The organism is Gordonia sp. SCSIO 19800, from assembly GCF_018132775.1.
Lineage (GTDB): Bacteria > Actinomycetota > Actinomycetes > Mycobacteriales > Mycobacteriaceae > Gordonia > Gordonia hongkongensis.
On the sequence record NZ_JAGRQM010000003.1, the window covers coordinates 114,658 to 140,209 of the forward strand.

The 25,552-nt window shown below is 70.7% G+C and carries 12 protein-coding genes; 7 read left to right on the forward strand and 5 right to left on the reverse strand.

Annotated elements, in window-relative coordinates; genetic code table 11:
• Positions 1–52 precede the first annotated feature (52 nt).
• Positions 53–352, forward strand: coding sequence for a hypothetical protein (locus KB201_RS04580; RefSeq protein ID WP_058252670.1), 300 nt, complete (start codon positions 53–55; stop codon positions 350–352).
• Positions 327–1,187, forward strand: a complete 861-nt coding sequence (locus KB201_RS04585; RefSeq protein ID WP_058252671.1) for a Clp protease N-terminal domain-containing protein — start codon at positions 327–329, stop codon at positions 1,185–1,187. The genes KB201_RS04580 and KB201_RS04585 overlap by 26 nt, the downstream gene beginning before the upstream one ends.
• Before the next feature lie 30 nt (positions 1,188–1,217).
• Here KB201_RS04585 and KB201_RS04590 read toward each other — a convergent pair whose 3' ends face one another.
• Complete coding sequence (locus tag KB201_RS04590; protein ID WP_211538488.1) at positions 1,218–2,087, reverse strand: 1,4-dihydroxy-2-naphthoate polyprenyltransferase; 870 nt, start codon at positions 2,085–2,087, stop codon at positions 1,218–1,220.
• Positions 2,088–2,280: 193 nt separating this feature from the next.
• Here KB201_RS04590 and KB201_RS04595 point away from each other — a divergent pair, with 193 nt between their 5' ends.
• On the forward strand, positions 2,281–3,066 hold the full coding sequence (locus KB201_RS04595; protein WP_211538489.1) for a type IV toxin-antitoxin system AbiEi family antitoxin domain-containing protein: 786 nt from the start codon (positions 2,281–2,283) through the stop codon (positions 3,064–3,066).
• Between the two features lie 84 nt (positions 3,067–3,150).
• Here KB201_RS04595 and menE read toward each other — a convergent pair whose 3' ends face one another.
• From menE to KB201_RS04615, 4 genes are read right to left on the reverse strand one after another with little or no spacing between them, the layout of a single operon-like run.
• The gene (gene menE, locus KB201_RS04600; protein ID WP_307848034.1) at positions 3,151–4,275 is read right to left on the reverse strand and encodes an o-succinylbenzoate--CoA ligase; all 1,125 of its coding nucleotides are present in this window, start codon (positions 4,273–4,275) and stop codon (positions 3,151–3,153) included.
• A gap of 38 nt (positions 4,276–4,313) precedes the next feature.
• On the reverse strand, positions 4,314–4,658 hold the full coding sequence (locus KB201_RS04605) for a DUF3349 domain-containing protein (RefSeq protein ID WP_159370171.1): 345 nt from the start codon (positions 4,656–4,658) through the stop codon (positions 4,314–4,316).
• Positions 4,659–4,687: 29 nt separating this feature from the next.
• Entirely contained in the window at positions 4,688–4,969 is a 282-nt protein-coding gene (locus KB201_RS04610; RefSeq protein ID WP_065629227.1) for a hypothetical protein, read from the reverse strand.
• Between the two features lie 2 nt (positions 4,970–4,971).
• Complete coding sequence (locus tag KB201_RS04615) at positions 4,972–6,267, reverse strand: inorganic phosphate transporter (RefSeq protein WP_211538490.1); 1,296 nt, start codon at positions 6,265–6,267, stop codon at positions 4,972–4,974.
• 143 nt (positions 6,268–6,410) lie between these two features.
• On the opposite strand from KB201_RS04615, the gene KB201_RS04620 reads away from it, so the two are divergent.
• The 4 genes from KB201_RS04620 to KB201_RS04635 all read left to right on the forward strand — a co-directional run bounded on the left by KB201_RS04620 (position 6,411) and on the right by KB201_RS04635 (position 25,420).
• Positions 6,411–7,475, forward strand: a complete 1,065-nt coding sequence (locus KB201_RS04620; protein ID WP_068970733.1) for an LLM class F420-dependent oxidoreductase — start codon at positions 6,411–6,413, stop codon at positions 7,473–7,475.
• Between the two features lie 604 nt (positions 7,476–8,079).
• On the forward strand, positions 8,080–23,046 hold the full coding sequence (locus KB201_RS04625) for a non-ribosomal peptide synthetase (RefSeq protein ID WP_211538491.1): 14,967 nt from the start codon (positions 8,080–8,082) through the stop codon (positions 23,044–23,046).
• Positions 23,040–23,663 carry a low molecular weight phosphotyrosine protein phosphatase gene (locus tag KB201_RS04630; protein ID WP_231742510.1) on the forward strand — a complete coding sequence of 208 codons (624 nt, stop codon included), beginning with the start codon at positions 23,040–23,042 and terminating at the stop codon, positions 23,661–23,663. The genes KB201_RS04625 and KB201_RS04630 overlap by 7 nt, the downstream gene beginning before the upstream one ends.
• Entirely contained in the window at positions 23,660–25,420 is a 1,761-nt protein-coding gene (locus tag KB201_RS04635) for a DUF4012 domain-containing protein (RefSeq protein WP_211538492.1), read from the forward strand. Before KB201_RS04630 ends, KB201_RS04635 begins: the two co-directional genes overlap by 4 nt.
• Positions 25,421–25,552 lie beyond the last annotated feature (132 nt).

Below are 25,552 nucleotides of genomic sequence, written 5' to 3' on the forward strand. Positions count from 1 at the left end.
CCGCTTGTCAACAATTCTTGACATAGCGGAGATGTCAACATAACCTGACATCATGCACGACGACCACAGCACCGACACCGCACCCGACGCATCGAGCGCCGAGCTGGCCGGAGACGCCGCGAGCGGCGATCCGGCGAGGGGCCTGGCCGCGGTACGCGCCCTGCGCACCCTGGCCGACCGGCTCGAGGACGTGCAGGTGGCCAACGCCCGTGCCCACGGGTGGAGCTGGCAGGCGATCGCAGAAGTGCTGCAGATCAGCCGACAGGCCGTGCATCAGAAGCACTCACAACGTGAGGCCCGCGCGAGTGGGCCAGAAGGAGACACAGATGTTCGAGCGAATCAGTCGCGATGACAAGATGCTGCTGGCTTTCGCCACGCAGGAGGCCGGCGACCTGGGTCACCGGCAACTCGGCAATGACCACCTGATCCTGGGCATGCTCTGCAACGCCCGCAGCCCGTTGTTCGCGCTGCTGGCCGATCAGGGGTTGACGCTGACGTCGGCCCGGGAGGTGGTCCGGAAGTACCACGGCGAGCACGCGGAACGGTCCGACACCGCGGAGACCGCCGACGACGAGTCGGCCCGCGAACGCTACGAGGAGGATCGAAAAGCCCTGCGCAGCATCGGAATCGACCTCGACAAGGTCCGGGAAGCGGTGCGCGGTCGCTTCGGTGAGGACCTGTCCGATGGCTGGGGCGAGCGTGCCGAGCGCGGCCCCCGAGGACGTGGTCACGGGCGTCGGGGGCACCGGCACCATGGTCGCGGTCGCGGACCCCGGCCGGATTGCGGCCCACAGGGTCTCGGGCCAGAGGGTTTCGGACCAGAGGGTTTCGGACCGGAGGGTTTCGGCCCAGGTGGTTTCGGGCCAGGAGGTTTCGGGCTGGGTGGTTTCGGACCGGGCGGACCGTTCGGCGGCGAGGGGCCCTGGGAGCCGGGTCGCGGCCGGCGCGGACCGCGGGGCCGGGGCGCCCGTCCGCGTTTCGCGAACGACACCCGGACGGTGTTCGGCCGGGCCATGGAGATCGCGCGGGAACGGGGTGACCGGCGCCTCCGCGCGGAGTACCTGTTGCTGGGCATCATCGACACCGCCGACGACGCGTCGCGGGCGTTGATCGAATCCGCCACCACGGCCGACGAACTCCGCGCCGCGGTCGTGGCGAGCCTGCCCGACGTCGAGGCGCAGGTCTGATCGTCGGCGCAGGTCTGGCGTCGAGGTCCGTCAGGTGAGCGCGAGCGCGACCGCCGTGACGACCGCCCAGGCGAGCATCGCCTTGCCGGTCGTCCCGATCGACGGGATCAGTCCCGGTCCGGCCGCCCCGGTCCGGACCGGGGCGTAGGCCTGCCACAGCAGCGGGAACGTCACCAGGCCGAGCAGCGCCCAGGGGGTCGCGAACGCCAGGACCACGCTCATCGCGAGCGGGGTCAGCAGAAGCACGGCGAACAGGATCCGGGTCCGGGCGTCACCGAGGCGCACGGCGAGGGTGATCTTGCCGGATTCGGTGTCGCTGGGGATGTCTCGGAGGTTGTTGACGACCAGCACGCTGCTCGAGATCGCGCCGATGCCGACTGCGCCGGCCAGTCCGACCCAGTCGATGCGGCCGGCGGAGACGAACTGGGTGCCGAGGACGGCCACGAGCCCGAAGAAGGTGAACACCGCGACCTCGCCCCAGCCGGCGTAGCCGTAGGGGCGTTTGCCGCCGGTGTAGAACCAGGCGCCGGCGATGCAGATCGCGCCGACCAGCACGAGCCACCACGCCGTCGCGATCGCGAGGACGAGGCCGCAGACCGCGCCGATCCCGAAGCACAGGAACGCGGCGGTCTTCACGGCCCTCGGCGACGCGGCGCCCGACCCGACCAGGCGCATCGGACCGACCCGATCGTCGTCGGTCCCCCGCACGCCGTCGGAGTAGTCGTTGGCGAAGTTCACGCCGATGATGAACGCGACGGCCACCGCCAGCGCGAGTACGGACTTCCACCACGTGACGTCGCCGGAGTGCAGCGCCGCGCCGACACCGACCACGACCGGCGCGATCGCGTTGGGGAGCGTGCGCGGACGAGCGCCCTGGATCCACTGCGAGGGGGTAGCCACGGGGTTCATCGTGTCACGGCCGCGCGCGCGAGCCGGCGGCTGCCCGGCAGGTGTAGAACTTCGTAGCGCCTGGCGCGACGACACACTACATCTGCGGGGGACGTCGAGCGATGGAACCGGTTGCGGCGCAGGTGCGTCTGAAGGTCATGCATCTTCCGCCGGACTTTCGGCGTTCGCCCTCGACCAGGACGGCGTGTTCACCGCTGCCGATGCCCGCGGACACGGCATCAACCGGTCGGCGGTGCACCGTCGGGTGCGGGCCGGCGAGTGGATATCGGTGCATCCTCGTGTCTATCGGCTCGCCGACCACCCCGAGACCGACAGGACGCGAATCCGGACCGCGACGCTGGCCGTCGGCACTCACGGGGTCCTCTCGGGACTCGCTGCCGCATGGTGGCATGGGATCGTCGAAGCCCCACCCGCCTTGCCCGCGGTCACAGCTCTCCGCGGCCGCCACGGTCATCCGGTGACGGGAGTCCGGATTCTCAACCGCGCTCTCGCCGACGCCGACGTGCTGACCCGGGACGGGCTACCGGTCACCGGGGTCGCGTTGTCGGCTTTGGAGGGTGCGGTAGAGGGCGGCGGCGAGGTCATCGATGCTGCGCTGCAGCAGCGGCGCACCACGGTCGAGCGTCTCGTCGAGGCCTACGAGCGGCGGCGCCGGTGCGTCGGCGCGGCGGACATGGGTCCGATGGTCCAACTGCTGGAATCGGGTGCGCGGTCGGCCGCCGAGCGTCTCGCTGTCACGATCCTCCGGACCGCGGGTATCGAAGGGTGGGTGGCGAACCATCCGACCTGCGGGTACGAGATCGACTTCGCCTTCCTCGACCGGATGGTGGCGGTGGAGATCGACGGGTTCGCTTTCCACCGCGACGCGGAGACGATTCAGCGCGACCGTACCCGACGCAATGCGCTCCTCGCGGCGGGTTGGACGGTGCTGAACTACACCTGGGGTGACCTCCGCGACCGAGCGGACTAAGTCGCGACGTCGATCTCCCAGGCACTTGCGACCGCCGCCTGAACTGCAGCTGTCGCACATCGTTGCGCCAGGCGCGACGACACACTACATCTGCGCACCGAAGCGGGCCCGCAACGCGCGTCGGTCGTACTTGCCGGGTCCGCGGAGGGGGAGGGCGTCGAGTTCGACGACCCGCCGGGGGGCCGCGTACTTGTTGAGCCGCTCGGTGACCGAACCGCGAATGCGGTTGACGTCGAGGCGTTCTCCGGGACGGACGACGACGAACGCGGTGACCGCCTCGCCGAGCCGGTCGTCGGGGAGTCCGACGACGACGCATTCGGCGACCGCCGGGTCGTCGGCGATCACGGCCTCGACGACCTGCGGTACGACGGTCAGCCCGCCGGTCGAGATGGCCTCGTCGGCGCGGCCGACGATCGAGAGCAGTCCGGCGTCGTCGACGCGGCCGAGGTCGTCGGTGCGGAACCAGCCCGGTTCGGCAAAGGCCGGATGGTCGGGCAGATTGCGATAGCCGGAGGCGACGACCGGACCGCCGAGCAGTACGCGCCCCACCCCGTCGGGTGCCGGATCGGCGATGCGGACCGCGACGCCGTCGAGGGGCCGCCCGTCGTAGACGCACCCTCCGGCGGTCTCGCTCATCCCGTATGTCGCGACGACCGGCAGACCCTCGTCGACCGCTCTGTCCCACAACGGTTTCGGGGTCGCCGCACCGCCGACGAGGATGGCGTCGAGCTCCCGCGAGGCGGCGGTCGCGGCGGGCTGGTCGAGAACCTTGACGAGTTGGGTGGGTACCAGCGAGGTGTATCGCCGCGGACCTTCGAAGTCGCGTACGGCGCGGGCGTAGACCTCGGGATCGAAACCGGCCCGCATGTCCAGGACCACCGGCGTCTGCCCGGCGGTCAGCGCGCGGAGCAGGACCTGCAGGCCGGCGATGTGGTGCGGGGCCAGCGCCAGCAGCCAGTTGCCCGGCCCGCCCAGATGATCGGCGGTGGCCCGCGACGACGCGGCGAGGGTCGCCGGAGTGTGTTGCGCGCCCTTGGGGGTGCCCGTCGACCCCGATGTCGAGACGACGAGGGACACGGGGTCGTCGATGGGTGCGCCCACCTGCAGCGCCGAGGCGAGTTCGGCTGCGGCGCGGGCGTCGTCGGGCACGGGCAGGAAGGCCGAGGAACCGTCGAGGATCGCCCGGAGGTCGTCGACGTGGTCGAGCACGGCGGCGGTCGACGGCAGCGGCAGGGTTCGCAGGGTCCTCAGGGCAGGTCCCCATCGGTCGGACCGTCCCCATCAGGATCGGGGTCGTCGCTGAACGGCCATCCGCGGGCGACGAGGTGTGCGCGTACCCGCGCGATGTCGTCCTCGTGTGGCAGTTCATGGGTGTAGTGGGTGATCTTCACCGCCGCGTCGATCCGCGATATCGGTTCGGGTGGCGGCGGGGACTCGCGGGCCAGCTCCGCCGACACCTGGCTCACCTCGTCGTCGGTCAGCTGCCGGCGCAGCAGCGCCACGAGCGGTATGTAGTCGTTGTGCGGGACGCCGTCGGGGTAGCCGGCGCGCAACCACTCCACGACCTTCTGCAGAAGTGTCGGGCGGTCCACGGGGTGTCTCCGATCAGAAGCGGGGACGATCACTTGTAGCCGAACGGGAAGATCTTGACGCCGGTGTAGTAGAAGATCGTCTGCCGGGTGATCCAGAGGATCCCGACGACGATCACCAGGATGACGACGCCGAAGATGAGGTACGCCACGGGCTTCAGCGCGGGATGCGGATCGGAGGTCGTTCCGTCGGCGGCGACGGAACCCTCGGCGAGGGACCGCAGACGCAACCCGACTGCGAACAGCGCGGGCAGTCCCGCTCCCAGTACCAGTCCGACGATGAGGACTTTGCCGATGGCCTCGAACGTCTCCATTCTCAGGCGCTCCTCTCCGGGTCGTGCTGCACGATGATCTCGGCCGGGATGACCGGTGGCAGCGGGAGGGTCGTGTCGTCCGTCTCGGTGGCGACCGCTTCCTCCCACTCCTCGCCCGCGATGGCCTCGCCCTCCCAGGCGTCGTTGACGTTCTCGTGGTCGACCTTGTTCTCCTGCGCGCGCCAGTACATGTAGCCCGACGCGACGACCAGGATCGCGAAGATGATGAGGGCCCCGGTGACGTCGCCGAACAGGTGCGCGAGGAAGTAGCAGGCGGCACCGACCGCGCCGGCGGCGGGCAGGGTCGTCACCCAGGCGACGGCCATCCGGCCGGCGACCGACCAGCGGACCTGGGCGCCTTTGCGGCCGACCCCCGAACCCAGGATGGAGCCGGTCGCGACCTGGGTGGTCGAGAGCGCCATGCCCGCGGCACTCGAGGTGAGGATGATGGCGGCCGACGACGCCTCGGCGGCCATGCCCTGCGGCGAGGTGATCTCGACGAGTCCCTTGCCGAGGGTGCGGATGATCCGCCAGCCGCCCAGGTAGGTGCCGATCGCGATGGCGGCGGCGCAGCTGAACACCACCCAGAAGGGGAGTCCGTGGCTGACGCTCGACGCCTCGAGGTGTCCGGTGGCGATGAGGGCCATCGCGATGACACCCATCGTCTTCTGGGCGTCTCCGGTGCCGTGGGCCAGCGAGACCAGCGATGCGGTGGCGACCTGCCCGTAGCGGAAGCCGTCCTCCTTCTGCCGGTCGGCGATCCGGCGGGTGATCGCGAAGACCAGCCAGGTTCCGCACGCCGCGACCAGACAGGCGATGACCGGTGCGGCCAGCGCGGGGATGAGGATCTTGGAGGTGATCCCGGACCAGTTGATCCCGCTGACACCGATCGCGGCCAGGCCCGAACCGATCAGCCCGCCGAACAGGGCGTGGGACGAACTCGAGGGCAGCCCGAACAGCCAGGTGAAGAGATTCCACAGGATGCCGCCGATCAGGCCTGCGAAGATGATGAGCAGCGCCGTCGTCGCCGACAAGCCGGCCACCAGCTCCCCGGCGTCGGGTCCCGAGGTCTGCTGGATGTTCAGCACGTCCTTGGTGATGGTCGCCGCGACCTCCACGGACAGGAAGGCGCCGACCAGGTTGAGCACCGCCGACAGCCCGACCGCGACCTTCGGCTTCAGGGCGCCGGTGGCGATCGACGTCGCCATCGCGTTGCCGGTGTCGTGGAAGCCGTTGGTGAAGTCGAAGCCGAGGGCTGTGACCACCAACAGCACCAGGATCAGCATCTCGCCGCTCATGGTGACGATTGTGGGACCTACCGCCCTCATTTACCTAAACATCGGGCACAGTTCCGGTGCGCGGGGTCCCCGGCCGGGGCCGACCTATCGAACGTTTAACAGACCCTCGGAAACCGGTCGCCGCTGTGGAAGAATCCGTCGGCATGACATCGATGAAGCTGGGCATGCCGATCAACTACGCGGGCGACTTCCGCGAGACCATCAACAACCTCGCGGACTTCGAAGCCGCGGGTGTGCAGCGCATCGCGGTTCCGGAGGCCTACAGCTTCGACGCCGTCTCGCAGCTGGGGTACATCGCGGCCAAGACCGAGACGATGGAACTGCAGACCGCGATCCTGCCGATGTACTCGCGGACGCCCACCAACCTGGCGATGACCGCGGCCGGCCTCGACTACATCAGCGGCGGTCGCGCGGTGCTCGGTATCGGCGCATCCGGTCCGCAGGTGATCGAGGGATTCCACGGCGTCAAGTACGACTACCCGCTGGGACGCGCCCGCGAGCACGCCGAGATCTGCCGGATGGTCTGGCGCCGCGAGAAGCTGAACTACCAGGGCAAGCACTACACGTTGCCGCTCGACGAGGAGCATGGCGGCTCGGGACTGGGCAAGTCCCTGAAGATCATCAATCACCCCGTACGCGACAACATCCCGTTGCTCCTCGCCGCCATCGGCCCGAAGAACATCGAGTTGGCCGCGGAGATGTTCGACGAGCTGCAGCCGATCCTGTTCCACCCCGAGCAGATCGACGCGGCCTTCGGTGAGTCGCTGGCGGCGGGCAAGGCCAAGCGCGATCCGTCGCTGGGGGATCTGGGCATCGTCGTCCAGGCCACCGCCCGCATCTCCGACGACGCCGAGCAGATCGACAACGCCAAGCAGCTCGTGCGCCATCATGCCGCCCTGTACATCGGCGGGATGGGCGCCCGTGGGAAGAACTTCTACAACCAGCTCGCCATCCGCTACGGCTACACCGACGAGGCGAAGCTGATCCAGGACCTCTACCTCGACGGCAAGAAGATGGAGGCCGCCGCCGCGGTCCCCGAGGACCTCGTCACGTCGATGTCGCTGATCGGTTCCAAGGCCCAGGTGGCCGAGCGGGTCGCGGCGTTCCGGGAGGCCGGTGTCACGTGCATCCTGGCCTCGCCCACCGCGCCGACCCACGCCGAGCGCGTCACCGAGGTCGAGCACCTGCGCGACATCTTCGGGGGCTGATCGCGCGATCGGCGATTGTTGTCCGGAAAACGACGGCCCGTGTACGCACGGCCGTCGTTTTCCTTTCTCGGTCATTTGCTCCTCGGGTGCAATTCCGAGACATTTCACTACACTTCGACGATGTTCTGCCGACCGTGAATTCGGGTGTGCATTCACGGTGTTTCCGAATCCCGTCGCAGGTCGCGCGAAATACCATTCCGTTCACATCGATTAGCGTCAGTAACGGCGTTCCCCCCGAGTTGTGAGGCGACAACCCGTCCCATAGGCTCTTGTCATCCGCTCGGCCCGCATCGGTTTCACGCCGAGCGGCCGTCGCGATGACAGTGTCGGGAAATGGCCGTTCGCCCCGGTGACGCGTCGATGATGAGAATCACCACGCGACCGGCGGCAACGGATCGGCGTGACAAGAGGACGGCACATGGTGGGTGGTGAGGCAAGGCGTTGAATTCGACGACGCCCGTGTTTCGATCTCGCGGCCGACGCATGCCTTTTTCATGCACGGCTGGGTGTGGCATGGCATTTCTGGGACCGGGGGGATCAGACGGTCGGCCCGCCCCGTGAGCCCCGTTCTCCCCGGCCGCACGCGTAGAGGCCGGGTCGTCGTATGAGCGATTCGTCCAAGCGCGAGTTCGTGGCCCCGTCGGGTCCCTCCGACCCCGACGCCCCGCGTCGTTTCACCCTCAGCGCGGCCCAGCGATCGCTGTGGTTCACCCAGCAGGCGGCGCTCGATGTGCCGATCAACGTCGCCCAGTACGTCGAGATCGACGGTCCCATCGACGCCGAGCTCTTCGTGCGGGCGACCAGCACGGTGGTGCAGCGCGCGCAGTTCACCCAGCTCCGGTTCGTCGACACCGAGGACGGGCTGGTCGGCGTGTACGACCCCGCCCTGCACTACTGGGCCGACATCATCGATCTCCGTGACCGGCCGGACCCGCGCGCCGTCGCCGAGGAGATGATGGCGCAGGACTATTCGCGACCCCTCGACCCCCGGGTGGACCGGACCGCACGCGGGTGCCTGTTCCGGCTGTCCGACGACAAGGCGCTGGTCTACAACCGCGGTCATCACCTGCTCTCGGACGGGATGGGCGGCAAGGACCGGATGGTCGAGGCCCTCGCGGCCTATCACGCGGCGGTCACCGGCGAGCCCGCGCCGCCCCAGAAGCCGGTCGACCTGGACCTTCCGGCCCGCGCCGACGCCGAGTACCGCCAGTCGAAGCGCTTCGCCACCGACCGCGCGTACTGGCGGGAGAACATGGCGGGCGTGGGGATCGCCGCGACCCTGGCGCACCGCCCGGGACGTCCCGCAGCCGTTGCCAGACGCGTCGCCGCCGCGGTGCCCGCCGACACGATGGCGCGGTTACGTGCTGCCGCACAACGCGGTTCGACGATCCTGCCCAACGTTCTCGTCGCCGCCTTCGCGGCCTATCTGGGCCGCGCGGCCGCGCAGGGCGACGAGGTGATCTTCCAGTTCCCGGTCGCCGCGCGGACGACCGCCGCGCTGCGTGCCACCCCGCTCCCGGTCGCCAACATCGTGCCGCTGCGCACCGGGGTCACCGGATCGGGCAGCGTCGCCGACGCGCTCGCGTCCACCCAGGCCGCGCTCATGGGCGCGCTGCGGCACCAGCGCTACCGCGGCGAGGACATCTGGGCCGACCTCGCCGCCGACGAATCCTCCGGGGCGACACCGCGCACGGCGGCTCAGGAACGCTCCGGTCCGATGCTCAACCTGATGCTGTTCGACCGCGAATTCCCCTGCGGCGAAGCACGAGCCACGTTTCACATCCTGACCGTCGGCCCAGCCGACGACCTGACGATCAACATCTACCCGGTACCCGGTGAGGATCAGGATTCCTCGCTGATGATCGGCGTCGAGGCGAACCCCAACCGATACGACGACGCGGAGGTCGCCGAACACCACGGGCAGTTCCTGTCGATGCTCGACACGTTCGCCGATGCGCTCCTCCGGGCGCCGGACACCCGCGTCGACGACCTGCCGCTGCGTTTCGCCGACACCTCGGCCGGAGAGGCGCGTGAGCTGCCGGCGAACGAGGCGCCGGACGCGGGCACCGTCTGGACGGCCCTCACCGACGTCGCGCTGCGGCACCGGCGTGATCCCGCCGTCGAGATCTCTGGAACATCTTCGGACGCAACGCTGCTGACCTTCGAACAGCTGCACGCGCGGGCTCGCGATCTCGGCGCCCGGTTGCGCACGCTCGGAGCGCGACCCGGCTCGGCGGTCGGCGTCTTGGTCGGGTCGGACGCGGACCGGGTGCTGTCGTGGTGGGCCGTCGCGGCGACGGGGGCCGCCGTGATCCTGCTCGATCCCGCAGCACCGCACTCGGTGTCGCCGGATGTCCCGGGGGTGTCCGGCGTGCTGGTGATCGCCGACGACGATGCGGACGTGCCGGCCGGTGTCCGCGCGGAGGACGTGCACACGCTGGCCGGACTGACCGGGGTCGCGCCGTCGGCGGAGCCCGCGTCGCCCCGTCTGGAGGACACCGCCTGCTTCGCCGTCGGCGCCGAGGGTGTGGTCGCACTCCCGCAGCGGGCCGTGGCCGCGCTCATCGTTGACGGCCTGTTCGCGCCGGAATCATTCGGCCACAACACATCCGATGCGGGACACGGACAGCTCGCGGTCACGGCGCCGAAGGCCTCCTGGGCGGCCCACCTCGAGATCGTCGCCGGTGCCGCCCACGGGTTGCGGCTCGTCGAGCCCGACGCCGCCGGAGTGACGCACCGGATCGTGCCCTCCGGGTTACTTGCCGACGACACGGGGCGCGGCGCCGCGACGACGGTGCTGATCGTCGACGCCGGCGCAGCGCCGGCGCCGGCCGTCCGATACGCCGCCGGCCGGGATGTGCGGACCGCCTACAGCCCTCGGGGCGTGCTGGGCCCCTACACCGCTGCGAACCGTGTCCGTCCCGACCAGCCGATCGGCCGGCCACTCCCGAGCGGACACCCGCGCGACGGCGTCGGCATCGCGATCCTCGACCGCCGTCTACGACCCCTGCCGCCCGGCATCACGGGCGACGTGTACGTCGTGGGAAGCGTTGTGCCACAGCACTTCGCTGGGGAAGGCTCGCGTACGTCGCCGACACTCGTCGCCTGTCCGTGGCATCCCGGCCGGCGCATGCTGGTCACCGGCGACCGCGGGCATCTCGAACCGGGGACGGGACTTCTCGTCATCGATCACCGCGCCGGTGAGATCGTCGAGATCGACGGCATCCGAGTCGATCTCGCACTGCTCGAACGTGCCGCCACGGAGGTCCCCGGGGTCGTGGCAGCGACTGCGACCGTACTCGGCGACGGTGACGGGCTCGCGCTCGGACTCGTGCCGGCCCGTTCCTCGTCGGAGGCGACCGAACCATCGGATCCGCAACGGATTCGGGCGGCGGTTCGACGCCGGGTCAATGCGGAACTCCCGGCGGTGCTGTGGCTGCGCCGGGTCGCGATCCTGGATGCGGTGCCGCTCGACGGGTTCGGCGGCGTCGACCGGTCTGCCGCCGCCGGGTTGATCGCCGCGGCGCCCGAAACGCGGGCCGCGCGCCGCCGTCCGTCGACGCCGGTCGAACGCGCCGTTGCCGACGCGGTGACGTCCGTCCTCGGCGTGCCCGAGCCGTCCCTGGACGACGAACTGGTCCAGCTCGGCGCCACGTCACTGGGATTCATGCAACTGGCCACGCACCTCGGTGACACCTTGCAGGTCGTCGTCAGCGTGCGCGATCTCGGTGATGTCACGACCCTCGCCGAACTCGCCGCCGTCCTCGAGGCCTCCGCGCCGCGCCGCGCCGCGCCGGGTGATCCCGCGGGCACCGTCCGCTACCGGCCGACCCGCGCGCAGCAGGAGATCTGGCTGCTCAATCGCGCCGACCGGCAGGCGACCGTTTATCACCTGCCGGTGCATGTCGTTCTCGCCGAGGGCATCTCGGCCGAAGTCGTCCGCGCCGCACTCATCGACGTCGCGGCGCGGCACGAGGCACTGCGGACCATGTACCCCGACAACGGCGGGGAGCCGGTCGCGGTCGTCCGCGGAGTCGACGAGGCAAAGGTTGCCGCGCCGGTGACCGCGGCCACCCTCGACGCGACCGGCATCGACCTCGCCGTCGCGGCCCCCTTCGACCTGACGGTGGACCTGCCGTGGCGTGCGGTCGTCGACGAGACCCGCGGACGGACCGAGCTCGTTCTCGTCGCCCACCACATCGCGATCGACGAGTGGTCGCTGCACATCGTCGTCGACGACTTCGCGCATGCACTGCGTGCTCGTCTCGACGGTGCGACTCCGGTGTGGACGGAGGACGCGGTGGCCTTCAGTGCCGCGCTGTCCGCGCGGCCGGCCGCGGCGGATGCGGCGGCCGAGGTCCACTGGGCGAAGACGTTGCGGGAGGCTCCTTCTCGCATCGTGCTGCCGGAGCCGGCGCAACCGGTGCCGGCGGGACTCACCTCCGGCCCGGCGACCGTCCTGCGTCGTGACGTCGACCGTGGGGCCCGGGACCGTGCCGCTGCTCGTGCACGCGAGTCCGGGACGACGCTCAACACGATGCTGTGCGTGGCGCTCTCGGCCGTACTGGCCGAGTACTCGGATTCCGACGACTTCGTGCTGTCGGTGCCGGTCTCAGGGCGATTCACCACCGAGGAACTACGCCCGGTCGGCATGTTCGTCGAGACGGTGCCGGTGCGGATCACCGGGGTACGGAGCAATAGCGTTGCGGAGGCCCTCGCCCGCGTGGGCGCGGGCCTGACGGCGGCGATCACCCACGCCGACGCGGCACCGACGGGGCTCGCCGATGTCATCTTCGCCTATCACGCCTCCCGGCCCGACGTCGCCGACCCGGCGGTGTTCGCCGAGGTCCAGACCTTGTCCGCCGGCCAGGCGCGAACCGCGTTGGAAGTAACCGTCTTCGACGAACCGGACGGGTTGTCGGTCGCGCTGACCGTCGCCGAACGCCGGGTCGACCCGATGGCTGCCGGCCACCTGCTCGACCGATTCGTCGAGACGGTCGCCGCGCTCGGTGTCGCGACGCCCGACTCGGTCGTCGCGGCGTGCATCCCGGTTCCCGCCGACCGGGCGCTCTCCGCCCGCAGCCGCCGGACCGCTCCCGTCGACCCGATCGATGCCCTGCGACGCCGTGCGCAGGCGAAGCCGGGCGCCGCCGCCGTCATCGCCGACGACGCGATTCTGACCTACCGGGATCTGCTCGGTCGCGCCGAGGCCCTCGCGAACACGTTGCGGGAGAACGGGGTACAACCGGGCGACCGAGTCGCGCTGTCGCTGCCCCGGAGCGTCGAGACCGTGATCGCGATCGTCGCGGTGCTCTTGGCCGATGCCGTGTACGTGCCGATCGAACCCGACGATCCGCCGTCGAGGACGGAGCTGATCGTCGACGCGACCGCACCCGTCGCGGTGATCGAAGCCGGGCCGGCGGTGCGCGCCGTCGCGACAAGCGAACGTGCACAACCGGTTCCGGGTGGCGCCTATGTGATCCACACCTCCGGCTCCACCGGCGTCCCGAAAGCCGTGTTGGTGACCCGCGCGAATCTGGCGGCCATGCTCGGCGCCGCGCTGGACACGATCGCCGCGTCCGACGACGACGTGTGGAGCTGGGTGCACTCCTACGCGTTCGACTTCTCCGTCTGGGAGATCCTGGGGCCGTTGGCCTCCGGTGGTGCCGTCGTCGTGCTGGAGCGCGCCACCGTGCTCGACCCGCGCTTGCTGGCGGCGGCGATCGACCGGTACGGGGTCACCGTCTGTTCGCAGACCCCGACGGCGTTCGGCAACCTCGTCGACCCGACGGTGGCCGCTGCCCCCCCGGACGCCGGATCACTCGCGTTGCGGGCCGTCGTCTTCGGTGGCGAACCGTTGTCGCCGGGGCTGTTACGGGAGTGGTCGGCCGCGCATCCGGACGTCCGGTTGGTCAACATGTACGGCATCACCGAGACGACCGTGCACCTCACGGCGGTCGACGTCGATGTCGACGACGCCCGCAGCGACATCGGTGTCCCGCTGGACGGCGTCTCGACGGCGATCCTGGGCCGCGACCTACGCCCGGTCCCGGTGGGCGCCATCGGCGAACTGTACGTGAGCGGCGATCAGGTCACGCTCGGCTATCACAACGCCCCGGCCACGACCGCCGCGCGGTTCGTCGCCGACCCGCGCGGCACCGGCCGCCGGATGTACCGTACCGGCGACCGCGTACGCGAGATCGCCGGCGGCCGCATGGTCTATCTCGGCCGCAGCGACGACCAGGTCCAGATCCGCGGGCACCGCATCGAACTCGGTGAGATCACGTCGGTGCTGCGCGAGCACCCCGGCGTCGGCGACGCGCGGGTGCTCCTCGACCCGGGCAGCCGCCGCGGCGAGGAACGGCTGCTCGCATTCGTCACCGAGGACGGCCTCGCCGACTTCGATGTGCTGGACGCCCTCTCCGCCGAGCAGATCCTCGTGTTCTGTGCGACCAGGCTCCCGGCGCACATGATCCCGGCGCGACTCGCGATCGTCGACGGCTGGCCGATGACCCCGACCGGCAAACTCGACCGCCACCGGCTCACGGATCTGCTGCCCGAGGTGCCGACGGGATCGACCCGAGCACTGACACCGGCCGAGCAGACCGTCGCCGACGCCATGCGCGCGGTGACCGGCACGGATGCCGTGGTCGCCGCGGACACCAACTTCTTCGCGACCGGAGGAACATCACTGTCGGCAGCGCGACTCGCGGCCACACTGACGGGTGTCGGCGACCAAGTCTCCGTCGCCGATGTGTTCGCCCATCCGACGGTGGCCGCGCTCGCCGCGCACATCGAGTCCGCGGCGAGTTCGGGGCGCACGATCGCCGACGGCTCCCGGACCGGTCTCGCCGACTTCGCAACCGCTGACGGGGTGGATCTGCCGCTGACCCCCGAGCAGATGGATCTATGGCTCCGATGGCGCACCGAGCCGGACTTCACCGGGTATCTGATGCCGCTCGCCCTCCCCGTCGACGCCGGCCCCGACGAGCTGCGCCGTGCCCTGCTCGAGATCGTGACGCGGCACGACGCGTTGTGCACCGTGTTCCCCTCGGGTCCCGACGGCCCGGTGCAGCGTCGCCGACCCGACTCCCATGTCGCGGGTGAACTGAGAGCGCAACTGGCGCAGACGGTCTCGGTCGCAGACATCGAGTCGGTCGACGCCGCTCTGCGTACGCTGCACACGCCGATCGACCTGGCCGCCGAACTGCCCTGGCGGGTACGGATCTGCGCGGTGGACGGGCAGACCTGGCTTCTCGTCGTCGCGCACCACATCGCGGTCGACGGCGAGTCGTTCGGCATCCTGTCCGCAGAGCTGCGATCCGCCCTGTCCGGGACCCTCCCGGCGCCCGCCGACGTCGACTACCAGGAGTACTCGGCGTGGCGAGCCGGGTCGCTGGCCGCCCGGCGGACCGAGCTCGTCGCGCACTGGGTCTCGGCGTTCGATCGGGCCGTCGAACCACTGCGCCTGCCCGAACTGAACCCGGCGGCCCCGCATCCGTCCGCGCCGGGACGAGCGGTGGTGCACCGTGCGCACCGGTCGCTCGACCGCACCGAGACCGGAGCACTCGACGATCTGGCGGTGGCCAGACACAGCACTCCGTTCATCGTCGTGCACACCGCGCTCGCGGCGGTGCTGACAAGGCAGTCCGACGCCGAGGTGGTCACGATCGGCACCGCTCTGTCCGGGCGGATCGACCCGCGCCTGGTCTCCGTGCCGGGGCTGTTCGCCCGTGCCGTACCCCTGCACACCCCGATCGACGTCGACCTGCCGTTCGTCGACCTCCTGGCCTCGGTCACCGCGGTCGACCTCGGCGCGTTCGCGCACGCCGACCTCCCGCTCACCGAGATCACCGAGATCGCCGATCCCGGTCGTGTCAAGGCGGGCACCCCGCTGTTCGAGGTCTCCCTCGGCGCCGTCCCGGACGAGCTGGTGGCGGCGAGTCCGGCTGCGGCAGCGAGCGTCCCGTCGGACGCGAGTGCCTTCGGGGGAGTGCCGCTGTTCGGTGTGGACGTGTCGATGTACCGCCGGGACGGTGCGCTGCATCTGATGATGACGTGCACGGATGCGGTGGCGAGTGCCGCGAGACTGGACGCTCTGTGCGACCTCGTCGTCGAGACGATCCGGCGCGGGGTGCGCGAACCGAACCGGACGGTCGCGGCGCTGCTCGCCCCGTCGGACCCGACGTCGGTCCCGGAAATCGCGCCGCAGAATCGGATTCGCGAGTTCGACACGCTCGACGAGCTGCTGACCGGTGGGCTCGCTGACGATCCGGATGCGATCGCGGTCGTCGACCGGCGCCATCCGGTGCCCGGGTCGGGTGTCTCGCTCACCAATTCCGACCTCGACCGGCTCGCGACGTTCACGGCTCGCTCGCTCATCGAGGCGGGAATCGGTCCGGGGGACGTGGTGGTCGCCCTGCTGCCGCGCTCGGTCTTCGGCGTGCTCGCCACGGTCGCGGTCGCCCGCGCGGGCGCAGCGTTCGTGAACGTCGATCCGGCCGACCCAGCGGGGCGCCGGCAGATGATCATCGAGCGGTGCCGACCGCGTGCCGTTGTCACCCTCGCGGCGACCGCGGAATCCGTGACCGGCGGCATCCCGGTGCTCGCCCTTGACGAGTTGCTCGCCCGACATACCGATTCCGGTGCGAATGCGGCGGATTCGCTGCCGTTCGCCGCCGCCGAGCGGGTGCGCCCGCTGTCGGTGGACGACGTCGCCTACATCACCTTCACCTCGGGGACGACCGGACTGCCCAAGGGTGTGCAGGTGACCCATCGGGGCCTCACGGACTGGGCGCGCGACACCGTGGCCCGACTGCGGCTCGACTCGTCGGACGCGGTGTTGCACACGTATGCAACCGGATTCGACGCACACCTGATGGGGCTCGTGCCCCCGCGGGTCGCCGGCGCCACGATCGTCGTGTGCCCGCCCGATGTCATCGCCGCGGACGAGCTCGCCGAGTTCGTCGGCGCCGAACGGGTCAGCGTCCTGCTGACCACCCCGTCGGTGCTCGCGACCCTGCGGCCCGACGAAGTCCCCGGTGTTCGTCACGTGGCGGTCGGCGGTGAACCCCTCGGCGCCGGGCTGGTCCGGGAGTGGACGGCCGGCCACACGCTGAGCAACGAGTACGGCCCGACCGAGGCCACCGTCGCGGTCAGCAGTGCGCGGTACACCGCAACTCCGGGCGGGCCGGTTCACTTCGGCGCCGGGAGCGGAGCGAGCGGGCCGGTTCACATCGGCGCTCCGCTGCCGGGTGTGGGGATGTATGTGCTCGACGGTGCCCTGCGGCCGGTGCCCGACCACACGGTCGGCGAACTGTATCTTTCCGGGAACTGCCTTGCCCGTGGGTATCTCGACGACCCGGCGACGACGGCCGGGGCGTTCGTCCCCGATCTGTTCAGCACCGACCCGTTCATCGCCGGCGGGCGGATGTACCGGACCGGTGACCTCGTCCACCGGCGTCCCGACGGCACGTTCGTGATCCACGGTCGCACAGACGATCAGGTGAAGATCCGCGGCGTGCGTCTGGAGCCGGGTGAGGTCGATGCGGCGCTGTCGGGGCTGCCCGGCGTGGCGACCTCGGTGACCGCGACGCGGACCACCCCGGCGGGCGAGAAGATCCTCGTGTCGTGGGTCGTGGTCGACGGAGACGATGCGGAAGTGGCCGACCTGCCTCGTCAGCTCGCGCACCTGTTGCCGCGCAGCATGATTCCGAGTGCGATCGTCGGTGTCCCGGCGTTGCCGTTCGGACGCAACGGGAAGATCGACGTGGCGGCGCTGCCCGATCCCGATTTCGCCGGTGCGGCAGCGGGTTCGGGTGTCCGCCCCGGACGGCCGCCGTCGGGGGCCACCGAGGAACTGGTGACCGCGGTGTGGGCGGAGGTCCTCGACCGTCCCGTTCAGTCGCTGGACGCCGATTCCGATTTCTTCACCGAGGGTGGTACCTCGCTGTCGGCCACGCAGGTGACGTCGAGGCTGACGGCGGCGACCGGTGCGGACATCGGGGTCCGCGAGATCTTCGAAGCACGCACGGTCGCGGGAGTCGCGCGACGTGTCGACGAACTGCTGGCCGGGCCGGGTGATACCGGCGCCGGAAGCGGAGTGGAGTCCGGCGCGGCACCCACCCGACTCCCGGTGCCGGAGTTCCTGCCGCTCGCATATCCGCAGCGCCGCATGTGGATTCACCATCAGTTCGATCCGCGTTCGACGGCCTACCATGTTCCGCTCGTGTTGCGGATGAGTGGCCGTGTCGACCTCGCCCGCCTGCGGAAGGCGGTCGACGAGGTGGTCGCGGCTCATGCCGTCCTCCGGACGGTCCACCCGGATTCGCCGTCGGGTCCACGGCAGCGCCGGATCGAGCATCGGAGTCCGGTGCTACGGCATCGCCTCGTCGACGCCGCGACGGGTCTCGAGGGTCTCCGTCGTGACATCGACGACTTCCTGCGCCGGCCGTTCGATCTGGAGTCCGAGACCGGGTTCCGGGCCGCGGTCTTCGAGCTCGACTCGGCGGAGGATCCGCACACCCATCTGGCGGTGGTCCTGCATCACGTCGCGATCGACGGGTGGTCGATCCGGGTGCTGCTCACGGACCTGCTCCGTGCCTACGACGGCCAGCGGCTGTCGGTCCCCGCCGACGAGGCGTTCACCTATGCCGACTTCACGCAGTGGCAGATCGCCCGCCTCGGCGACCCGTCCGATCCGCGCAGCAGATACGCACGGCAACTGCGTTTCTGGACGTCGACGCTCGCCGATGCCCCCGGCCCGCTCCGGTTGCCGGGAATCGCGGACACCGGCGGGCGGCCGCGCGACGCTGCCGCCGGGCGGTTGTCGGCGTCGATCGTCGGCACGGATTCACTGCACCAGACCGCGAAAGCGATGTCGGCGAGTGTGTTCCAGGTGGCGCACGCCGCGCTCGCGACGGTGTTGGGCCGGTGGACCGGCGAGTGGGATCTGCTGATCGGCGTACCGGTGCACGGCCGGCACGCGCCGGAGTGGGAGTCGGTGGTCGGCATGTTCGTCAACACCGTGGCCCTGCGGACACGGCTGCATCCGGGGCTCCCGATCCGCGAGGCCGTCGTGCGGGCTCGCGACGCCGCTCTGGCTGCCCAACCGCACAGTGAGGTCCCCTATGAGGACGTCGCCCGTATGGTCCGTCCCGACGGCCGGGAGGCCGGGGACCCGCTGATCTCGGTACTGCTGGTCAACCAGGACGTCGTGCCCCAGTCCTCCGGCGAGGTCGTGCTCGGCGGAGCGTCGGCGGGTGGCCCGGGTCCCGAGGCGGATGCCGTGATCGCCAGGCTGGTCCCGGAGTACACCGCGACCGTGGACGCCAAGTTCGACGTCGAGGTCGTGCTCGCCGAACGCGACGACGAGTTGCACATCACGGTGGTGCACTCCGCCGCCGTCCCGACCGTGGTCGCGCAGGCGCTTCTCGACGACTTCCGCAGATCGGTCGTCGCGGCGGCAACCGATGCCGATCAGCCGTTCCCGGAGGTCGACGGACCGGACGTCGACGTCATTGCGGCCGAACGGGTATCGGGCACCGCGGTGGCGCCGGCTGGTGCCGGGGCGTCGTCGCCTCCGGCGCCCTCGGCTCCGCTCGTCGCCGCGGTCACCGATGTGATGGCCGAGGTGCTGGAGGTCGCACCGGGATCGGTGGGGGACACCGACGACTTCTTCACGATGGGCGGGACCTCACTGTCGGCCACCAGGGTGACCTCCGCCCTGGGGCGCCGTCTGGGCGTCCGCGTGCCCACCCGGGTGCTCTTCGAGAACCCCACCCCGATCGCGCTCGCACGCGCGGTGACCGAACTCCCCGCGGAGGGGACGGACGCGGGAGGCGGTGCGCCGACCGGCACGTCGGAGGCCGACCTCGGCGACCTCCCACTCGCCCCCACGCAGCGCCGGATGTGGGTGGGCGCGCAGGTGCTCGGCGCGGTGCCGATCTACGCCGTGCCCGCGGTGGTACCCGTGCCACCCGGTACCGACGAGTCCGCGGTAGTCGGCGCGGTCGAGGCGCTCGTCGACCGCCATCCCGCGCTCCGTACCCGGTATCTCGCGACGCCAGACGGTCCCCGGCAGCGTGTCCTCGACGCCTGGCGCCCGGCCCTGCGGCGGGTGGGTGCGGCTGAGCTCACGACCCCCGCGGGGATCGGAATGCTCGGCGAGGCCTTCGATCTCGCCGGCGAGCCCCCGGTTCGGGTGTGGCTGGTCATCGGCGACGATGAGGTGACCCCGGCGGCGGTCGTGGTGGTCGCGCACCACATCGCGATGGACGGTGAATCCGCCGGCATCGTGCAGCGTGAGCTGGCGGCGCTGCTGGCGGGTCTCGACCTGGGCCCGGCGCCCACGGGTTTCGCGGTGGTCGCCCGCCGGCTGGCTGCCGATGAGGAGCGGTCCCGGGCCGTGCTGGTGGACTTCTGGCGGCGTGCGCTCGAGGGGCACAGCGGCGAGCTCGATCTCGCGCAGCGCCGTCCCGCCGTCCGGGACCTGCGGACCTCGACGACTGAGTATCTGCTGGAAGATGGGGTCGGCCAGGCGATTCCGGCAGCCGCGCGCCGGGCGTCGGCGAGCGAGTTCCACATCCTGCACGCGGCCCTGGTGCTGGCCCTCGCGGTGCAGTCGGGGGCCGATGACATCGCGCTGGCCACGCCCGCCTCGATGCGCCGCGACTCCGACACCGCCGGCACGGTCGGCATGCTCATCTCCACGGTCGTGTTGCGCACCCGGATTCGCCCCGGCATGACCGTCGGCGATCTGATCACGGCGGTCCGCGACGACGACCTGGCGGCGCTCGATCATGCCGCGATCGCCTTCGACGATGTGGTCGCCCTGATCGATCCGCCGCGCGTCCCCGGGCGGCATCCGCTGGTACAGGTGGCGTTCTCGATGGCCGATCCGGAGATGCCCGGGCCCGACCCGGCAGACACCGGCGCGCCGACGTGGATGTCGCCGCGCAGCGAGTTCGACATCCACGTCGAGGCGGTGCCCGACGCCGGCGGCTGGCGGTTGCGCGTCCACCACGGCCGGGAACTGTTCGACGAGGGCACGATCCGCGCCCTCGGCGAGCGAGTGGTCGCCGCGGTCGCCGCCGTCGTGGGGGAGCCGTCACGTCGCCTCGCGGCCATCGAGCCGCTGACCGGCGCCGAACGACGCTTCGTCGCCGACCGGGCGCGGGCATCCTCGACGACGGGGGCCGAACCGCTGCTGGCCGAGCTGTTCACGACGGCTGTCGCGGCGTACGGCGACCGTCCCGGCATCGCCGACGAGCACCGGTCCCTCACCTACCGCGAATTCGACGGGTGGGTTTCGGTGACCGCCCGCGCGATGCGACGTCGAGGGCTCGGTGCCGGTGACGCGGTGGCCGTCGTGGTGCCGCGGTCGATCGAGTCGGTCGTCGCCATCTGGGCGGTCAGCCGGATCGGCGCGGTGTGCGTACCGGTCGACGTCACCTACCCGACGGCCCGGATCGACCACGTGGTCGCCGGCGCGTCGGCGAGTGTGATCACGCCCGCCGACATCCCCGCCCAACCGACGGAACCGGTTGTGTCCGAACCCGTCACGCCGGTGTCGCGCGACGCGCTGGCCTACGTCATCACCACGTCGGGTACCACCGGGACCCCGAACATCGTCGGGGTCACCCATCGCGGTGTACACCGCGTGGCCTCGCTCGGCGACGTCGAACCAGACGACCGCGTCGGGATGGCCATCAGTCCGGGATTCGACGCCACGTTCCACGACATGCTGTTGCCACTCGCCGCCGGCGCGACCCTGGTGGTGGTCCCGGCCGGGATCACCGGCGGGGACGACCTCACCCGGTTCCTCGACCGCACCGGGGTCAGCGTCTTCACGGCGACGCCTTCGGTCGTCCGCACACTGCGACCGGCGGCGATCGGTGCGCTGCGCCTGGTGTACATCGGCGGCGAGGCACTCTCGGCCGATCTGGCCGCGATGTGGTCGGAGCACGCCCAGGTCCTCAACATCTACGGCCCCACCGAGACGACGGTGACCGTGTCCACCAGTGCGTTCCGGCGCGGCGAACCGATCCGGCTGGGGCATCCGCGACCGGGCATCGGCGCCGAGGTGCTCGACGCCCAGCTGCGCCACGTCCCGCCGGGTGTCGTCGGCGAGTTGTACATCGGCGGAACCGGGGTCGCCCGTGGCTATCTCGGTGATCCGGCGCTCACCGCTGCGACGTTCGTCGCCGGCGCCGACGGCGTGCGCCGCTACCGCACCGGGGACCTGATGCGGTGGGATCGCGACACCGGCGAGCTGGTCTACGTCGGCCGGGCGGACCGTCAGGTCAAGATCCGGGGTCAGCGAGTGGAACCCGCCGAGATCGACGCGGTGATCGTGCGGGCGGGCGCCGAGCGCTCGGTGACCGTCCTGCGGCCGGGTCCGGTCGGACCAGCGCTTGTGTCCTATGTGGTGGCACCGTCGGTGCCGGCCACCGAGCTCCGGGCCGCGTGCCGATCGTCGCTGCCGCGGCACATGGTGCCGAGCCGGATCGTCGTACTCGACGACCTGCCGCTCAGCGGCGCGGGCAAGATCGACGTACGCCGACTGCCCGAACCGGCCTGGTCGGAGTCCGTGCGCGAACCGGGAACCGCCACCGAGGCAGCGGTGCTCGACGCCTTCCGGACCGTGCTGGGCGAAGCGGCAGCCGGTCCGTACGCGGGCGCGGACGGTGCCGGGACACCCATCGGCATGGACGACGACTTCTTCGCCGCCGGTGGGCATTCGCTCGCCCTGCTGCAGTTGCGGGACGAACTGGCCCGCCGGACGGGCCGGGTCGTCGACGCGGCGGAACTCTTCGGTCATCGCACCCCGGCCGAGATCGCCCGGCTGCTCGACGACCCGGAAGGCGGCGTTAGCGGCCGACGCGTCGTGCCGCTGTCGCCCGACGGCACCGGCCGACGACCCGAGATCTGGTGTGTGCACACCGCGACCGGGATGGTCGAACCGTTCCGGGCGCTGGGCGAGTCCCTGCCGTCGGCATCGGTGTTCGGCCTGCAACTGCCCGAACTCGTACTCGCCGAACGGGATCTGCCGACGACCATCGAGGGCATCGCGGCACTGCACGTCGAGGCCATCCGGGCGACCCAACCGCAGGGACCGTACCGGGTCGTCGGCTGGTCCGTCGGTGGTGTCGTCGCCCACGAGATCGCGCGCCGGCTCGTCGAACTCGGCGAAGAGGTCGCGCTGCTGGTGCTGCTCGACGCGCGGACGCCGGCCGAACTGACCACGGTGGACGACGCGGAGCTGCGAGCCGCCGATCACCCCCTGCGTGCCCTGGCCGAGCAGCACGATCCCGACGCACTGCGGCGCTTCGAGGACCGGACGAGGGGCCTGGCCGCGGCGGCGCGCTCCTACGACCTGCGTCCGGCGGCCGCCGGTAAGGTGCTCTACGTTGCGGCGCAGGACAACCCGGACCCGGACGCCTGGACGCGTGCGGTCGATCCGGACGGACGGGCCGTCGTCGACGTGCTGCACGCCGGCACGACGCACGCAGAGCTGGGGCAGCCGGACGTATTGGCGCGGGTGGCCCGCAGAATCGAGGAGGAATGGTGACCGGATCCGAAGCGGCGACGCCGCAGATGTCGATCCTGTTCGTGTGCACGGGCAACATCTGTCGTTCACCGATCGGCGAACGCGTGCTGACCGGCCTCGCCGGCCGGGCGGGTGTCCCCGTGACGTCGTCGAGCGCCGGTGTCGGAGCGCTCAACGGGCAGCCCATCCATCCGCACGCCTCCGCCGTCCTGGTCGAGAACGGTTACGACGCATCGGGGTTCGAGTCCCGGTATCTGCGTCCGCCGATGCTCACCGAGGCCGACCTCGTGCTGTGCATGAGCCGCGAACACCGTGCCGCCGCGCAGCAGATGGCCCCGGCACGCTGGAAGCGGGTGTTCACGCTGACCGAGTTCGCAGCGCTCTGCGACCTCGGCGCGCTGCCGGAGATCATCGCCGGGCGTGGACGCCTCGATCCGAACTCGGACCTGCTGGACATCGTCGACCCGATGGGCCGTCCGCGCGAGGACTTCGACCGGGTGTTCGCCGAGGTCGAACCGAAGGTCGAGGCGTTGGTCACGTGGCTGGCGGCGCCGGGAGCGAAGCGAGCGGGCCAATCGTCCGCCGAGCAGGCCTCCGCCACTCGACCGGGCCGGCACGCGACGGGGGAGAGCCGATGATCCGGCGGCTGGCGGGTAACCGCGTCGTCCAGGTCGTCGCGGTGGTGCTGCTGCTCGTCGCCGCCGCACTGATCTGGCTGGCGTACTCGGCATTTCAGGTCCGCGACGACCTGGAGTCGGTGCGCGCGGATGCGAGCAGGGCCCGGGCGTTGATGCTCGACGGCGATCAGGCGGGCGCCCGTCAGGCGGCCGAGGCGGCGTCGGTGCGGGCCGAGGACGCCCAGGATCGTGCGAACGGCTTCCTGTGGTCGGCGGCTGCGGCGGTGCCGGTCGTCGGATCGCCGCTGAAGTCGGTGCAGCAGATGAGCGATGCCGTCGCGGCGCTCTCGGCCGACGTGCTGGTGCCGGCTGCCGACCTCGCCACCGTGCTCGACCCGAATCGCCTGCGCTCGGGCAACACCGTGAACCTGGCACTGCTGCGGGACGCGCAACCGGCGCTGAAGTCGGTCGCGGAGGAGTCGGCGGCGGTGGCCGCCCAGGTCTCGGCGATCGAACCGAGTTGGCTGGGCGTCGTGGCCGATGCCCGGGATCAGCTCGCCGAGCAGGTCGAGGCTGCCGACTCGACGGTGCAGGCGACGAGCATCGCGGCCGAACTCGTCCCGTCGATGCTCGGTGCCGACGGTCCGCGCAGCTACTTCATGGCGTTCCAGACACCGTCCGAGGCACGTGGCACCGGCGGCCTCGTCGGCGGTTTCGCGGTACTGAACGCCACCGGGGGCCGGGTGACCATCCCTGAGCTCGGTGCGAATTCTGAGTTCCGCGACCCGGCCACCCCTCAGATCAACCTCGGCCCCGAGTACGACGCGATCTACTCCTACTACCGCCCTTACACCGACTTCAGGAACGGCAACCTCAGCGCCCACTTCCCCGACGCCGCGCAGATCTGGCTGGCGAACTGGCGCGCCCAGACCGGCCGCCAGCTCGACGGGGCGATCGCGCTGGATCCGATCGCGCTGAAGTATGTCCTCGAGGTCGTCGGCCCGGTGTCGGTGGGGCGGGAGAAGATCACCGCCGACAACGTCGTGCCGATCACGCTGTCGACGGCGTACCAGCGCTTCGCCGACGACAACGCCGCGCGAAAGGACTACTTGCAGGCCATCTCCCAGGCCGTGGTGAACAAACTCGTCACGTCCGGCGGCAGCACGCGGAATCTGCTCGAGGCGCTCGGTCGCGGCGTGCACGAGCGGCGGATCATGGTGTACAGCACCGATGCCGAGGATCAGAAGATCCTCGAGTCGACGAAGCTGGGTCACCAGATCTCCGACACGTCGTCGCCCTATCTGCAGGTGGCCATCGGCAATGCGTCCGGAACGAAGCTGGACTATTTCCTGCGGCGCGAGATCAGCTACACCTCAGGCGGGTGCGAGGGTGACACCAGAGAGTCGACGATCACGGTGAAGCTCACCAACACCCTCGACACCACGGACACCACCGACTACGTCGCCGGCAACCTCGGGACCGAACTGTCGGTGAAGAAGGGCACCAACCTCGCCAACGTCGAGTTCCTGGCGACGAAGGGCGCGGTCCTCAAGGAGATGACCCTCGGCGAGGGCGGGGCCTTCTACGTCGAGCAGGCCCTGCACGGTCGGCCGTACTACTCGACCCGCGTGGGCATCGCACCGGGCGAGACCGCCACCATCGTGCTGAAAATCGACGAGCCGACCTCGGCACACGGGGACGCCGAGGTCCCGATCCAGCCGCTCGTCGACGACCCGACCGTCACCGTTGACGTCCCGGCGTGCGGGCCGGAGAACTGAGCACCCGGAGCTTGCGGAGGGCGCAGCCAATCCCGCTCCCTGAGGAGCGTCCGGAGCGTGCGGAGGGCGCGTCACCCCGCTCCCTAATCCGAAGAACCAAAACCGCTGTTCTAGGGGGTGCAAGCGATGGCC